The organism is Clostridium brassicae, from assembly GCF_026738875.1.
Lineage (GTDB): Bacteria > Bacillota > Clostridia > Clostridiales > Clostridiaceae > Clostridium_H > Clostridium_H brassicae.
Map to the genome: position 1 here is coordinate 1 of NZ_JAPQFJ010000037.1, position 14,654 is coordinate 14,654.

Genomic DNA, 14,654 nt, shown 5'->3' on the forward strand with positions numbered 1-14,654 from the left:
CGCCTATAGAATATAGACAATATCTGTTGAATTTAACAGCATAAAAATAACGTCAACCTTCATTTAGTGATTGGCGTTATAGAATTTTTTTATTTTTTCCACTGTCTACTTGACAGGGGGCACTTCATTTTATTCTAAGGCTTTCTTAAAGGTATCACACATTATTTTAAGATTTTTAATATAGTCAGCAGAAAGAGGTTCTACTAGTTCAGCTTTCCCAGTTATCTCATCAGCAAAAGTTTTAGCTTGCTTACTATCTATTTCTGCTTGATAGAAAATAATTTTTATATGTTTTTCTTTTGCATAGTTTATGGATTTTTGTAAATCTTTAGCTGTAGATTCTTTTCCATCTTTTTCTAAAGGCATCATTTCTAATCCGTAGTCATCACAAAAATAACCAAATGCAGGATGGTATACTATAATAGATTTATTTTTTAAATTTGTTAAAGAAGAATTTATATCCTTATCGATTTCATTGAGGTTGTTTATATATTCTTTTGCATTTTTCTCATAAAAATTTTTATGAGGTGGATCTATTTTGCAAAGTTCAGTTTTTATAGAATCTATCATAACTTTTACTCTTTTTGGGGATAACCATATGTGAGGATCCCTCATACCGGGTGAAAATTCTCTATCAGGATAATGGCTTTGTACTACTTTCTCTAAGTTAATAATTTTAATGTTGGGATTTAAATCTGATGCTTTGGGTATAATAGATGTTTTTTCAGTAGGTACACCTATAGAAAAATATAATTTAGATTTACTGAATTTTTCTAAAAGATCTGGTGTAGGCTGAAAATTTTCAGGGCTTTGACCAGATGGAATCATTGTAACTACATCTACTAAATCTTTTCCAACTGCTTTTACAAAAGTTTCTTGTGGCACTATAGATACTGAAATAGGGATTTTATTGTTTTTTTCAGCATTAGAATTAGCTACGTTTTTAGAGCATCCACTTATAATATTAGATAAAACAATAAAAGAAGCTAATAATATAAATTTTATATGTTTTCTCATTATAAACCTCCTATAAAGAAATAATAATGCAACTCATTTGCATAATTCCAGGGTAATTATACCATTTATATAAGCTATATTCAAATATATTCAAAAAATATTTTATTATAAATAAATCTTTAATAGTCTTAATTTCTTAGTTAGTGTTATAATATTTTTGTTATCAGTAGTTTTAGAATGGGGGATAAAGATGACAAAAGAGTATGATATAGTCATAGTAGGTGGAGGTCCGGCAGGACTAGCAGCGGCTATAAGTGCAAAAGAAGAAGGTATGGATAAAGTATTGATACTAGAAAGAGAAAGCCAGTTAGGAGGAATTCTTAATCAATGTATTCATGCTGGATATGAGGACAAGAATTTTAATGAAAAGTTAACAGGGCCTGAATATGTTGAAAATTTTATTAATAGAATAAAAAAATTAAAAATTGAATATAAGCTAGATACTACAGTTTTAAATATAAATGATACAACTTTGATTCTAGTAAATGGAGAAAACGGAATAATAGAAATTAAAGCAAAAGCTATTATAATAGCTACAGGATGTAGAGAAAAGCCTAGAGGAGTAATTAATATACCTGGGAATAGAATGGCGGGTATTTATACTGCAGGTACAGTTCAAAAATTTATTAATTTAGAGGGATATTTACCAGGAAAAGAAGTAGTTATACTAGGATCAGGTAATGTTGCTCTTGAAGTGGCTAAAAGAATGACTTTGGAGGGGGCAAAAGTAAAAAGTGTTATAGAAGATATGTTTTATCCAGATGGATCTGAAAAAAAGGTTATTGAATGTCTAGATGATTTTGATATTCCTCTTAAATTAGGATATAGCGTAGTTGATTTGAAGGGCAAAGATAGGGTAGAGGGACTTACTATTACAAAAATAGATAATGATAGAATGCCTTTAAAGGATACAGAGGAGTATATAGGATGTGATACTATAGTTCTCTCTGTTGGTTTATTTCCTGATAGCAATCTAGCCAAAGAAGCTGGAATAAAAACACATCCTTTAACAGGGGGGATACAGGTAGATAAAGATATGAAGACTAATATTAGAGGGGTTTTTGCCTGCGGTAATTCTTTATATATACATGAAAATGTAAACTATATAACTGTTGAAAGTTATAATGCTGGAAAGAAGGCTGCTAAATATATAAGTAATTTATGATATATTAGAATAATTTTTTCAAACAATCTTTGCATAAGATTGTTTTACCTTTATTGGCAGATACTATATTTTCTTTTTTTACTTGTTTATGACAGATTTCACAGAAAAAATTATTGCTATTTGCAATATTGTTTTTGACTTTGGGTATTCCTAGTGATTTTTTATTAGGTGGAGACGAATAGTTTATGGGAGTAGATGAAACTGACTTCTCCATTATTTGATAATTGATGCAGTAAGAACTTTCACCAAAAAGTTCTAGTTCAAATCTAGGATTTTTATCATCATAATATTCTTCTATTACTAGTCTTCGGATTTGAGCATCATTAACTATGATACCGCTTTTTTCTATGCCATCAAAAATACTTTTTGGTATATTAGTTGTATCAGGATGTCTTTTTTTGCTTTTATAATATACTTTTAAAATGGCTATTAGTGATTCCATAATTACAACACCTGGGTTTTGCAATCTAGCTTGATAAGCTATTTCTTCTTCGTATATAGCATACCTATCATGGTATTTACCTGAATTATAAGGCAAAATTGATCGTCCATGAACATTTGAAAGCTTAAAGTTAGATTTTGTTATTGGAGAACCTTTGATTATAATTTTTGCGTGATTGTGATCCATAATACTAACTCCTTTAGAAATTTATTTAACTTTAGTATATATTATAGCACGTATGTTCGAAGTAATTAATATGAGATTATTAAAAAGAGGAGAATAATATGAATAATATTTATTGCAAGTATGAGTGGGAATTAGGTAGTATGTATATAATATTAAATTCTGATGGAATACTTAGATTAGATTTGAATGAAGACAACTTTGAAGAATATAAATTAAATACATGTGATTTAATTTATGATAAATATTTATGTAAAAAAGTAATAGAAGAATTAGATGAATATTTTAAGGGGGTCAGGAAACAATTTACAATACCTCTATCTATTTCGGGGACAATGTTTCAAAAGATGGTTTGGAATGAGCTTGCTAATATTCCTTATGGGGAAACTAGAAGTTATGGAGAAATAGCAAGAAACATAGGTAAACCTAAAGGAGCTCAAGCAATAGGGCAAGCCAACAAAGTAAATAAAATTCCTATATTTATACCGTGCCATAGAGTTATAAGTAAAGACGGAAATATAGGAGGATATATGGGGAAAACTAGAGGAGATGAAGTTAATATAAAACAGTTTTTATTGAGTTTAGAGAGAAAACATAAATAAGTGAGGTAGAAATATGAATAAAGATATTAAAATACTTTCTATAGAAACAAGTTGCGATGAGACGGCTGCTGCTATAGTTATAAATGGAAGAAAAGTTATTTCAAATGTAATAGCTTCACAAATTGATATACATACTAAGTTTGGGGGAGTAGTTCCTGAAGTTGCTTCAAGGAAACATATAGAAGCTATTTCTGTAGTGGTAGAAGAAGCATTAAATGAGGCAAACTTAACTTTAGAAGATATAGATGCAGTAGGGGTAACTTATGGTCCGGGTCTTGTAGGTGCTTTGTTAGTTGGTGTTCAATATGCTAAATCTTTGGCATATTCTTTAGATATACCGTTAATAGGGGTTAATCATATAGAAGGGCATATAAGTGCTAATTTTATACAGCATAAAAATTTAGAACCTCCTTTTGTATGTTTAGTTGTATCAGGAGGGCATACTTTTATAGTATATATGAAAGAACATGGAGAATTTGAAGTTCTGGGTCAGACGAGAGATGATGCAGCAGGAGAAGCTTTTGATAAAGTGGCAAGGGCTATAGGACTAGGATATCCAGGTGGCCCTAAAATTGATAGAATATCAAAAGAAGGAAATCCATTAGCTATAAGTTTTCCAAGAGCAAATTTTCATGATAAGGATTGCCTAGATTTTTCGTTTAGTGGGATAAAATCCGCAGTTCTAAATTACTTAAATAAAATGAATATGAAGGGCGAGGATATAAATGAAGCTGATGTTGCTGCCTCCTTCCAAAAAGCAGTGGTAGATGTTTTAGTAGATAATGCTATGGCTGCCTGCAAAAGAAAACAAGTAGATAAGATTGCGATTGCGGGTGGTGTAGCTTCTAATTCTTGTTTAAGACAAACAATGATAGAAGAGGGAGCTAAAAGGGGAATTAAAGTATTGTTTCCAGAACCTATATTGTGTACAGATAATGCTGCGATGATAGGTAGTGCTGCTTACTATGAATTATTGCGTGGTAAAAAATCAAATTTAGAGTTAAATGCTATACCAAACTTAAAATTGGGAGAAAGATAATAGAATAATATCGCGACTTAATGAATAATGGCAGAGAAAATCCAATTTCTCTGCCTTGATTTTTTATCAATACATGTATTTTAAAATTAAGTAAAAATAAAAAGATATGAAAAAAACATTGACTATTGGTCATGAAGATATATAATAAAGGATAAAATGAAAGACTATAAGTAACGAATAGAAAGAGAGAGAAGTTGAATGGAAAAAAATAAAGTTTCGAAAGTTTCTCAAAAAAAAATACTAAAAAGAAACAGTTTATTTAATGCTGCATATGAATTATTTTTGACTAAAGGAATAAATGATACAGCAATAGATGATATTGTAAAAAAAGCAGGTGTTGGAAAAGGAACTTTTTATTTATATTTTAAAAATAAGTATGATATTGTTGATAGATTAATTCTTAATAAAAGCATGAAAATAATAAAAGAAGCAGTAGAATATACAAGTAGTAGAATTGAAAATGATAACCTTGAATTTAGCGATTCAGTTATAATTTTTATAGATTGTATAATTGAAAGATTAAAGAATAATACCAAGCTATTAAAGTTTATATATAAAAATTTATCATTAGGAGTGTATAGAAGGGCAACGATAGATGATGAAAATTCAGAAAAAATCATAAGAATTACAAAATATTTTATAAGTAATATGGTAGGTAATGATATAAATGAAGATGAGGCTGAAAAGATTCTATTTATGATTGTAGAATTGACAGGATCTGTGTGTTATAGTTCAATAATTTTAAATGAGCCCGATTCAATAGATAATATGAAACCAATTTTATTTAAAACAATTAGAAAAGTATTAAAAGATTAGGCATTGTTTTTAAACATAGAAGAACTAGTTAATGTATGAATATTTAACTAGTTCTTTTATGGGAAAGAATATATTTAAATATATTTTTCCCATTCCTCATATAGTTCTTGTAGTTCAATTTCTATACTTGAAATTTCTTTATTTATCTCTTCACTTGTTTCAGGATTAGAATAAACCTCTTCTAAACATAGTTGGTTTTGAAGGTCTAGAATATTTTGCTCTAATTTAGCTATTTCAGTTTCTAAGTTTTTTATTTTTAATTTTTGCTGCTTTTCAAGCTTTTCTTCTTCTTTTTTCTTTTTTCTTTCATATTTAATCTGAGTTTTAGTTTTACCCTCTGCTTCTTCTAAATCTTGAAATCTAGAGGGATTCTTTTTCTTTTCGATATAATAACTATAGTTTCCTAAATAGGTTTTTATACCGTCAATATTAAGTTCATGAATTTTATTAACTACTTTATTTAAAAAATATCTATCATGTGATATAACTAAAATAGTGCCATCGTAGCTTAAAATGGCATCTTCTAAAGCTTCACGAGACATAATATCTAAGTGATTAGTAGGCTCATCGAGTAGAAGAAAATTAGAATTTGACAGCATAAGCTTTAAAAGATTTATTCTACATTTTTCACCACCACTTAACGAAGAGATTTTTTTAAAGACATCATCTCCCGTAAATAAGAATGCAGCAAGAGCATTTCTAATTTCAGTAGTAGTTAAGTTAGGAAAATCGTCCCATACTTCGTCTATAATGGTTTTTTCAGGTTCTAAATTGGACTGTTCTTGATCATAATAACCAATAAATACATTTTTACCAAGAACACATGTACCTTCGTTACTTTTAACTTTTTCCATGATTATTTTAAATAAAGTTGTCTTTCCTCTTCCATTATCCCCAATCAATGAGGTATGTTCTCCACGTTTAATATCTAAATTTAAATTTTCAAATAATGTTTTATTTTCATATCTTTTAGATAAATTTTCTATATGAAGGACATCATTACCGCTACGTATTTGAGCTTGAAATTCCAATTTTTTTATTTTTTCTTCTTTAACTGGTGAATCTAAACGTTCAATTTTATCTAAAGCTTTTTGTCGGCTTTCAGCAGCACGTATGCTTTTTTCACGATTGAAGGATTTATATCTTTCAATTATCTCTTCTTGGCGCTGTATTTCTGCCTGTTGAAGATTATAAGCTTTTAACTTTTCTTCATACCTTGCCTTTTTTAAATTCACATATTTAGAGTAATTTCCGTTATATATCTCCACTTCTCCGTTAGACAATTCAAAGGTTTTTTCTGTAATAGAATCAAGAAAAAATCTATCATGAGATATAACTAATATTGCTCCTTTATAGGATTTTAAATACTCTTCAAGCCATTCTATAGCTTCAAGATCTAAATGGTTAGTAGGCTCATCTAATAGAAGTATGTCTGGGCTTAAAAGTAGAAGTTTACATAAAGCCACTCTAGTTTTCTGTCCACCACTTAAAATACTTATTGGTTTTGAATAATCCTCTTCTAAAAACCCTAGACCTTTTAAAACTTTATTAATTTCTCCCTTGTACGTATATCCACCTTTGTTATTATAAATTTCATAAGCTGTAGTATAGTCTCTTATTATTTTGTTATGATATTCCTCATTAGAAGGATCATAAGGTTTATTCATTTCTTCTTCTAGTTTAGTTAGTTTGTCTTCTAAATCTAGCATATCTTTAAAAACTGATAATATTTCATCATATATTGAGTTATCACTTTCAAGAGATAAGTGTTGAGAAAGATAACCTATTTTTTTATTTTTATCAATAAATATACTTCCTTCATCAGGTTCAAGTTCTTTAGTTATTATTTTAAATAAAGTAGATTTACCTGCACCATTTGGACCTACAAGCCCTATATGTTCGCTTTCACTGATATTAAAAGTTACTTTGTTGAGAATAATATCAATCCCATAACCTTTACGTATGTCTTTACAACCTAAAACTATCATTTTGTTCACCTTCCCAGTATATTTTACTATGTTAATGATAAATTTTGTAGTATAAATTTTGTAGTATAAATTTTTATAAAATATTGTAACATATATAGATTAATTAGAATTTTATATAGTAATAGTTTGAAATTTATCTAACACAATTGAAAAAAAATAGGAAGATATGTATAATAAAAGTATGTATTATTGATAAGTATGTATTTTTTTATTAAGAAAAATATAAAAATACTTCTTTATACATACTTTAAAAGCTATTATGCTAAGTTTTATACTATAAAAGTATATGCTATTATAATTATGGTTAGTTAAATAAATGACAAATTATAAGTTTTAGTTGTAGGGTATAATATGTTATCCTTTACAAATTTGAAAATTTAAATTTATTCTGCAATTAAGGTAAATAATTTGGTTCATTTTTATCATTTGTTTTTATTAATACCTTTTATTAAATTGTAAGTTTGTAAGTTGAAAAAGGTGCACTAATATTACTGGTAGGTATAACATAATGTAATTCTGATTTTGTATTATTAAAAAATATTGGGAAAAGTGAGGAGTGAGAAAGTGGAAAGAAAAAGGAATATTTCAATGGCTGTTATTAGAAGACTGCCCAAATATTATAGATATCTAAGTGAATTTATGAAAAATGATGTTGATAGAATATCATCAAAAGAATTAAGTGAAAAAATAGGATTTACAGCTTCACAGATAAGGCAGGATCTTAATTGTTTTGGAGACTTTGGTCAGCAGGGATATGGTTATAATGTTAAAGACTTATATAGAGAAATAAGTTCAATATTAGGATTAGACCAAGAATATAATACTGTTATAGTAGGAGCAGGTAATATAGGTCAGGCAATAGCAAATTATACTGATTTTGATAAATTAGGTTTTAAATTAAATGCTATTTTTGATGTTAATCCAAAATTAACTGGCCTAAAAATAAGAGATGTAGAAATACAGGATATAGATAATTTACAGCAGTTTTTAAAATATAATCAAGTAAATTTAGGTGTAATTTGTGTGCCAAGAGAAAGTGCACAAAGAGTTTGCGATATTTTAATAGAAAACGGAGTAAAAGGTATATGGAATTTTGCACCTGTTGATTTACATGCAGAAGAAGATATAAAAATAGAAAATGTACATTTAAGTGACAGTTTACTTACTTTAACATATCTATTAAATGGAAGATAGCATTTATTAAAACATGGGTATTAATTAAATTAAAAATAAGCAAGTTGGTTTTTATCAAAAAACAACTTGCTTATTTTTGCATATACATATTAAGTATACATAATTAATCATATTTAATAAAAAATGGGTACGTTTACAAAATAATTGTTAAAATTTATTGAAATATGGAATCAAAAGGTATATAATAATATCTGTAAGTTTGTTTTGTAAGTAAGTTTATATCCAAAGTTTGTTTTGTAAGTTTATTTGTTATGATTAAGGGTAAAAAAATTTTTTACCTTGATTGTTATGTTATTAACAATGTGTTATTATTTTGTCAAGGTTTACGGTGTGGGGAGGATTTTATTATGGAATTTAAAAACATTTTACTTGAAAAAGAAGGAAAATTAGCAATTCTTACTATCAACAGACCTAAAGCATTAAATGCTTTAAATCCAGAAACAATGACAGAAATTGATGCAGCACTTGATGATCTTGCAAAAGATACTGAAATTCAAGCAGTAATTTTAACAGGTGCTGGAGAAAAATCATTTGTTGCAGGTGCTGATATAAAAGCAATGCAAAACATGAATGTTATGGAAGGAAGAGAATGGGCTCTTTATGCAAATGGAGTGTTTAGAAAATTAGAATCTTTAGAAAAACCAGTTATTGCTGCTGTTAATGGATTTGCATTAGGTGGTGGATGTGAAATATCAATGGCATGTGATGTTAGAATAGCATCTAAAAATGCAAAATTTGGACAACCAGAAGTTGGTTTAGGAATAACTCCAGGATTTGGTGGAACTCAAAGACTTCCAAGACACGTTGGAATGGGAATGGCTAAAGAAATGATTTATACTGGAAAAATAATAGGTGCTGAAGAAGCTTACAGAATTGGTCTTGTAAATCATGTTTTTGAACAAGAACAATTAATGGATGAAGCTAAAAAACTTGCTAATGCAATGTTAGTAAATGCACCAATAGCTGTTAAACTATGTAAACAAGCTATCAATAGAGGTATGCAAGTAGATATAGATACAGCTGTAAACTTTGAATCAGAACTATTTGGCGCATGCTTCTCAACAGAAGATCAAACAGAAGGTATGACAGCATTCGTTGAAAAGAGAAAAGAAAAGAACTTTAAAAACAAATAATTATTATATTTAAAAATTGTTTAAGAAGAGTACTAGGTGAAATTAATTTGTCTAGTACTAATCTTAAACCTTTAATAGAATTCTGAAAATTATGTGTTGCAAAAATATTATGTAAATAAATTTGGACGATTTAAGTGTGTAGACAAGGGTCTATAGCACTTTATATTAAAAAGGAGGTAAGAAAATGAATTTCCAATTGACTAAAGAACAAGAATTAGTAAGACAAATGGTAAGAGAATTTACTGAAAATGAAGTTAAACCAATAGCAGCAGAAATAGACGCAGAGCACAAATTCCCAGAGGAAACTACTAAAAAAATGGCCAAATATGGACTGTTTGGATTACCTTTTTCAACAGAGTATGAAGGTGCGGGCGGAGATTATCTTTCATATATATTAGCTGTTGAGGAATTAGCTAAACAATGTGCGACTACAAGTGTTGTTCTTTCAGCACACGTTTCATTAGGTGCAGGAGCTATAGACCAATTTGGTACTCCAGAGCAAAAGAAAAAATATATGCCAGATCTTGCAAGTGGAAGAAAATTAGCTGCATTTGGATTAACTGAACCAAACGCAGGAACAGATGCTTCAGCTCAGCAAACTGTAGCTGTTAAAGATGGAGACAACTATATATTAAATGGTCAGAAGATTTTTATAACTAATGGTGCTTATGCTGAAACTTTCGTAGTGTTTGCTATGACTGATAAGAGCAAAGGCGTTAAGGGAATAACAGGTTTCATAGTTGAAAAAGATTTCCCAGGATTCTCAATAGGAAAAGTTGAAGATAAATTAGGAATATGTGGTTCATCAACTACTGAACTTATATTTGAAGACTGTGTAGTACCAGCAGAAAACATGCTTGGAAAAGAAGGAAGAGGTTTTGGTATAGCAATGAAAACTCTTGATGGAGGAAGAATTGGTATAGCAGCTCAAGCATTAGGAATAGCTGAAGGTGCTTTAGAAGAAGCAGTAGATTATATGAAAGAAAGAAAACAATTCGGAAAACAATTATTTAAGTTCCAAGGATTAGCATGGATGGCTGCAGATTGCAAAGCAAAAATAGAGGCTTCTAGATACTTAGTATATAAAGCTGCATGCAATAAGAGAGATGGACTTCCATATACAATAGAAGCTGCTACAGCTAAATTATTTGCTGCAGAAACAGCTATGTTTGTAACAACTCAATGTGTTCAAATGTTAGGTGGATACGGATTTACTAAAGATTATCCATTAGAAAGAATGTTTAGAGATGCTAAGATAACTGAAATTTATGAAGGAACTTCTCAAGTTCAAAAAATGGTTATTTCGGGAGCATTATTCAGATAATTAGATAGTAGGATAAATAGATAATGAGGAGGGTTTAAATAATGAAGATAGTTGTTTGCTTAAAACAAGTTCCAGATACAAACGAAGTTAAAATAGATCCAGTTACAGGAACACTTATCAGAGAAGGCGTTCCATCAATTATTAACCCAGATGACAAAAATGCTTTAGAAGAAGCATTAAAAATAAAAGATGAAAAAGGAGCTCATGTAACAGTAATAAGCATGGGACCTCCACAAGCAGAAGCTGCATTAAGAGAAGCAATAGCTATGGGAGCAGATGAAGCTATATTAATATCTGACAGAGCATTCGCAGGAGCAGATACATTAGCAACTTCTCATGCTTTAGCAGGAGCATTAAAGAAATTAGAATATGATGTAATCTTCGCAGGAAGACAAGCTATCGATGGAGATACTGCACAAGTTGGACCAGAAATAGCTGAACATTTAGGACTTCCACAAGTAACTTATGTAGAAGAAGTAAATGTTGAAGGCGAATCTTTAAAAGTAAGAAGAGCATTAGAAGACGGATATGAAATGTTAGAAATAAAAATGCCATGTCTTTTAACTGCAATAGATTCATTAAATGAACCAAGATATATGGGCATGAAAAATATCTTCACAACATTCCAAAAAGAAGTTAAAATATGGAGTGCAGATGATATAGATATAGACAAATCACTTCTAGGATTGAAAGGATCACCTACAAAAGTTAAAAAATCAATGACTAAAGAAGCAAAAGGCAAAGGTGAAGTTATCAATGTATCAGCTAAAGAAGCAGCAGCATTTGCAGCTTCAAAACTAAAAGAAAAACACTATATTTAATAGACTAGGAGGGATAGATAATGAATATAGCAGATTATAAAGGCGTTTGGGTTTTTGCTGAACAAAGAGATGGAGAATTACAAAAAGTAGCTTTAGAATTATTAGGAAAAGGTAGAGAAATTGCAGATAAATTAAATGTTGAATTAACTGCAGTTTTACTTGGAAATAAAATAGAATCAGTAGCTAAAGATTTATTAGCATATGGAGCAGATAAAGTTTTATATGCAGAAGATGAAAAATTAGCTCACTATACAACTGATGCTTATACAAGAGCAATTTGCGAATTAGCAAATGAAAGAAAACCAGAAATTATATTTATAGGTGCATCATTTATAGGAAGAGACCTTGGTCCAAGGGTAGCAGCAAGACTTTCAACAGGATTAACAGCTGACTGTACAGCTTTAGATGTAGAAGAAGGAACAGGACATTTGTTAATGACAAGACCAGCATTTGGTGGAAACTTAATGGCTACAATCATGTGTACAGAACATAGACCACAAATGTCAACAGTAAGACCAGGTGTGTTTGATAAATTGGCAAAAGATGAATCAAAAGTAGATACATCTAAGATAGAAAAAGTATCAGCTAAATTAGTTGATGAAGATTTAAGAATAAAGGTATTAGAAGCAGTAAAAGAACTTAAAGAAGTAGCTGATATCAGTGAATCTCAAGTAATAGTAGCTGGTGGAAGAGGTATGGGAAATAAAGAAAATTTTGCAATGTTAGAAGAACTTGCTCATGTATTAGGTGGAGTTGTAGCAGGATCAAGAGCAGCTGTAGATAATGGTTGGGTTGATCATGCACTACAAGTTGGACAAACTGGTAAAACGGTAAGACCTAAAGTATATGTTGCATGCGGAATATCTGGAGCAATCCAACACTTAGCTGGAATGCAAGATAGTGATTACATAATTGCTATTAACAAAGATTCAGATGCTGCTATAATGAAAGTTGCTGACTTAGGAATAGTTGGAGATTTAAATAAAGTAGTTCCTGAATTAACAGCTCAAGTAAAAGCAATTCAGGAATAATTATTATTAATAAAAATAACACTAAATTAAGACAATTGACCTTAATGGCAGTTGATTATTATTTAGTCAAGGAATAGAATAGACTATCTCAAAATTTGTTGTTAAACAGTTTTGAGATAGTCTATTTTGACTTTATAATGGTATTTATTGAATAAATTCTACTTTCTTTGTTAATTGTTTCATTAAATTAAAATAATTAAAAGTTATTACCTACTATAATCTTTTAAAAAATTAGTTGAATTAGAAGTATATTATAGTAATAATGGATAAAAGTTATAAAAAATTACAAATAAATTGCAAAGAATATGTTGGAAAAATTACAAGACTAACATAAAATCCAAAAGTATATTAAATATACAAGGTATATTTAATATACTTTGTATATTTAACTTCACTATATAACTTAAAAGTGCATAGTTGAAACAATAGCACTAATATATTAAAATAAAATCATAATATGAAAATGTTTAAATAAGAGGATTAAGGTTTATAGGAGGTAAGCAAATGAACTTTGAGTTAAGCAAGGAACAAAAGCTAGTAGTGCAAACAGTAAGAGAATTCGCACAAAATGAAATTAAACCAATAGCAGCAGAAGCTGATCAAACAGGTGTTTTCCCAATAGAACAATACAAAAAAATGGGAAAAATGGGTTTGATAGGACTACCTTATTCAACTGAATACAATGGTGCAGGCGGAGATTATTTATCATACATCCTTGCGGTTGAAGAAATTTCAAAAGTAGATGGTTCTCTTGGAATATCTTACTCAGTACAAACTTCACTTTGCATGGGAGCATTAAATATGTTTGGTACTGAAGAACAAAAGAAAAAATACCTTTCAGACTTATGTACTGGTAAAAAAATAGGTTCTTTTGGATTAACTGAGCCAAATGCAGGAACAGATGCTTCAGGACAACAAACAGTAGCTGTTAAAGATGGAGATCATTATGTATTAAATGGACAAAAATGTTTTATAACAAACAGCCCACTTGCAGATACTTTCGTAATATTTGCCATGACTGATAGATCAAAAGGCACAAAAGGAATAACTGCATTTATAGTTGAGAAAGCTTTCCCAGGAATTTCAATAGGAAAAATTGAAGATAAAATGGGAATTAGATCATCTCAAGTAGGTGAAATTATCCTTGAAGATTGTAGAGTACCAGCAGAAAACATGCTTGGAAAAGAAGGAAAAGGTTTTGGTATAGCAATGAAGACTCTTGACGGAGGAAGAATTGGTGTAGCAGGTCAAGCATTAGGAATAGCTGAAGGTGCTTTAGAAGAAACTATAGATTATATGAAAGAAAGAAAACAATTTGGAAAACAAATTTATAAATTCCAATATCTAGCTTTTAGAATGGCTGAAATGAAAGCTAGAATAGAACAAGCTAGATATTGTGTATATAAAGCAGCAATGGATAAAAACGACGGAAAACCATATTCAGAATCAGCAGCAATAGCTAAAATGGTAGCATCAGATTGTGCTATGTATGTGACAACTAACTGTGTTCAAATGTTAGGTGGATATGGATTTATTAAAGATTATCCATTAGAAAGAATGATGAGAGATGCTAAGATAACTCAAATCTATGAAGGAACTAACGAAGTTCAAAAAATGGTTATTTCAGGAGCTATGTTCAGATAGTATTATATATAACAAGGAGGGTTAAAATAATGAAGGTAGTTGTTTGCTTAAAGCAAGTTCCAGATACAAACGAAGTTAAAATAGATCCAGTTACAGGAACACTTATAAGAGAAGGAGTTCCATCAATCATCAATCCAGATGACAAAAATGCTTTAGAAGAAGCATTAAAAATAAAAGATGAAAAAGGAGCTCATGTAACAGTAATAAGCATGGGACCTCCACAAGCAGAAGCTGCATTAAGAGAAGCAATAGCTA

Annotated in this window: 13 protein-coding genes and 1 pseudogene; 11 read left to right on the plus strand and 3 right to left on the minus strand. The window is 29.7% G+C overall.

The genetic code is table 11. The features are described from left to right. Positions 1-129: 129 nt before the first annotated feature. The gene (locus tag OW729_RS18635; RefSeq protein ID WP_268063049.1) at positions 130-1,017 is read right to left on the minus strand and encodes a metal ABC transporter solute-binding protein, Zn/Mn family; all 888 of its coding nucleotides are present in this window, start codon (positions 1,015-1,017) and stop codon (positions 130-132) included. A gap of 190 nt (positions 1,018-1,207) precedes the next feature. Here OW729_RS18635 and OW729_RS18640 point away from each other — a divergent pair, with 190 nt between their 5' ends. Next, a complete protein-coding gene (locus OW729_RS18640; protein WP_268063050.1) occupies positions 1,208-2,182 on the plus strand; it encodes an NAD(P)/FAD-dependent oxidoreductase in 975 nt (324 codons plus the stop codon). Positions 2,183-2,186: 4 nt separating this feature from the next. Here the strand turns inward: OW729_RS18640 and OW729_RS18645 are convergent, their stop codons facing one another. Next, positions 2,187-2,810, minus strand: a complete 624-nt coding sequence (locus tag OW729_RS18645; protein WP_268063051.1) for a RusA family crossover junction endodeoxyribonuclease — start codon at positions 2,808-2,810, stop codon at positions 2,187-2,189. Positions 2,811-2,908: 98 nt separating this feature from the next. Between OW729_RS18645 and OW729_RS18650 the strand changes: the two genes are divergently transcribed. From OW729_RS18650 to OW729_RS18660, 3 genes are all read left to right on the plus strand, one after another. Continuing rightward, a complete protein-coding gene (locus OW729_RS18650; protein ID WP_268063052.1) occupies positions 2,909-3,409 on the plus strand; it encodes a methylated-DNA--[protein]-cysteine S-methyltransferase in 501 nt (166 codons plus the stop codon). 13 nt (positions 3,410-3,422) lie between these two features. Beyond that, positions 3,423-4,448 carry a tRNA (adenosine(37)-N6)-threonylcarbamoyltransferase complex transferase subunit TsaD gene (gene tsaD / locus OW729_RS18655; protein WP_268063053.1) on the plus strand — a complete coding sequence of 342 codons (1,026 nt, stop codon included), beginning with the start codon at positions 3,423-3,425 and terminating at the stop codon, positions 4,446-4,448. 198 nt (positions 4,449-4,646) lie between these two features. Beyond that, positions 4,647-5,264, plus strand: coding sequence for a TetR/AcrR family transcriptional regulator (locus OW729_RS18660; protein WP_268063054.1), 618 nt, complete (start codon positions 4,647-4,649; stop codon positions 5,262-5,264). Between the two features lie 74 nt (positions 5,265-5,338). Here the strand turns inward: OW729_RS18660 and abc-f are convergent, their stop codons facing one another. After that, the gene (gene abc-f / locus OW729_RS18665) at positions 5,339-7,252 is read right to left on the minus strand and encodes a ribosomal protection-like ABC-F family protein (protein ID WP_268063055.1); all 1,914 of its coding nucleotides are present in this window, start codon (positions 7,250-7,252) and stop codon (positions 5,339-5,341) included. 564 nt (positions 7,253-7,816) lie between these two features. Here abc-f and OW729_RS18670 point away from each other — a divergent pair. The 7 genes and pseudogenes from OW729_RS18670 to OW729_RS18700 form a co-directional block, all read left to right on the plus strand. Then, the gene (locus tag OW729_RS18670) at positions 7,817-8,446 is read left to right on the plus strand and encodes a redox-sensing transcriptional repressor Rex (RefSeq protein WP_268063056.1); all 630 of its coding nucleotides are present in this window, start codon (positions 7,817-7,819) and stop codon (positions 8,444-8,446) included. A 347-nt stretch (positions 8,447-8,793) separates the two neighbouring features. Next, positions 8,794-9,579: a short-chain-enoyl-CoA hydratase gene (locus tag OW729_RS18675; RefSeq protein WP_268063057.1), complete on the plus strand. Its 786-nt coding sequence runs from the start codon at positions 8,794-8,796 to the stop codon at positions 9,577-9,579. 184 nt (positions 9,580-9,763) lie between these two features. Next, positions 9,764-10,903, plus strand: coding sequence for an acyl-CoA dehydrogenase (locus OW729_RS18680; RefSeq protein WP_268063058.1), 1,140 nt, complete (start codon positions 9,764-9,766; stop codon positions 10,901-10,903). Between the two features lie 41 nt (positions 10,904-10,944). After that, complete coding sequence (locus tag OW729_RS18685; RefSeq protein WP_268063059.1) at positions 10,945-11,724, plus strand: electron transfer flavoprotein subunit beta/FixA family protein; 780 nt, start codon at positions 10,945-10,947, stop codon at positions 11,722-11,724. A gap of 20 nt (positions 11,725-11,744) precedes the next feature. Then, positions 11,745-12,755, plus strand: coding sequence for an electron transfer flavoprotein subunit alpha/FixB family protein (locus OW729_RS18690; protein ID WP_268063060.1), 1,011 nt, complete (start codon positions 11,745-11,747; stop codon positions 12,753-12,755). Positions 12,756-13,259: 504 nt separating this feature from the next. Then, a complete protein-coding gene (locus OW729_RS18695; RefSeq protein ID WP_268063061.1) occupies positions 13,260-14,399 on the plus strand; it encodes an acyl-CoA dehydrogenase in 1,140 nt (379 codons plus the stop codon). 29 nt (positions 14,400-14,428) lie between these two features. Beyond that, a pseudogene (locus OW729_RS18700) lies at positions 14,429-14,654 on the plus strand (electron transfer flavoprotein subunit beta); the annotation flags it as partial.

What these genes read in the sequence shown, in the direction of transcription:
- OW729_RS18685 (WP_268063059.1), top strand. Translation starts at nt 10,945, where the DNA reads ATGAAGATAGTTGTTTGCTTAAAACAAGTTCCAGATACAAACGAAGTT.
- OW729_RS18690 (WP_268063060.1), top strand. Translation starts at nt 11,745, where the DNA reads ATGAATATAGCAGATTATAAAGGCGTTTGGGTTTTTGCTGAACAAAGA.
- abc-f (WP_268063055.1), bottom strand. Translation starts at nt 7,252, where the DNA reads ATGATAGTTTTAGGTTGTAAAGACATACGTAAAGGTTATGGGATTGAT.
- OW729_RS18675 (WP_268063057.1), top strand. Translation starts at nt 8,794, where the DNA reads ATGGAATTTAAAAACATTTTACTTGAAAAAGAAGGAAAATTAGCAATT.
- OW729_RS18645 (WP_268063051.1), bottom strand. Translation starts at nt 2,810, where the DNA reads ATGGATCACAATCACGCAAAAATTATAATCAAAGGTTCTCCAATAACA.
- OW729_RS18680 (WP_268063058.1), top strand. Translation starts at nt 9,764, where the DNA reads ATGAATTTCCAATTGACTAAAGAACAAGAATTAGTAAGACAAATGGTA.
- OW729_RS18640 (WP_268063050.1), top strand. Translation starts at nt 1,208, where the DNA reads ATGACAAAAGAGTATGATATAGTCATAGTAGGTGGAGGTCCGGCAGGA.
- OW729_RS18635 (WP_268063049.1), bottom strand. Translation starts at nt 1,017, where the DNA reads ATGAGAAAACATATAAAATTTATATTATTAGCTTCTTTTATTGTTTTA.
- tsaD (WP_268063053.1), top strand. Translation starts at nt 3,423, where the DNA reads ATGAATAAAGATATTAAAATACTTTCTATAGAAACAAGTTGCGATGAG.
- OW729_RS18650 (WP_268063052.1), top strand. Translation starts at nt 2,909, where the DNA reads ATGAATAATATTTATTGCAAGTATGAGTGGGAATTAGGTAGTATGTAT.
- OW729_RS18660 (WP_268063054.1), top strand. Translation starts at nt 4,647, where the DNA reads ATGGAAAAAAATAAAGTTTCGAAAGTTTCTCAAAAAAAAATACTAAAA.
- OW729_RS18695 (WP_268063061.1), top strand. Translation starts at nt 13,260, where the DNA reads ATGAACTTTGAGTTAAGCAAGGAACAAAAGCTAGTAGTGCAAACAGTA.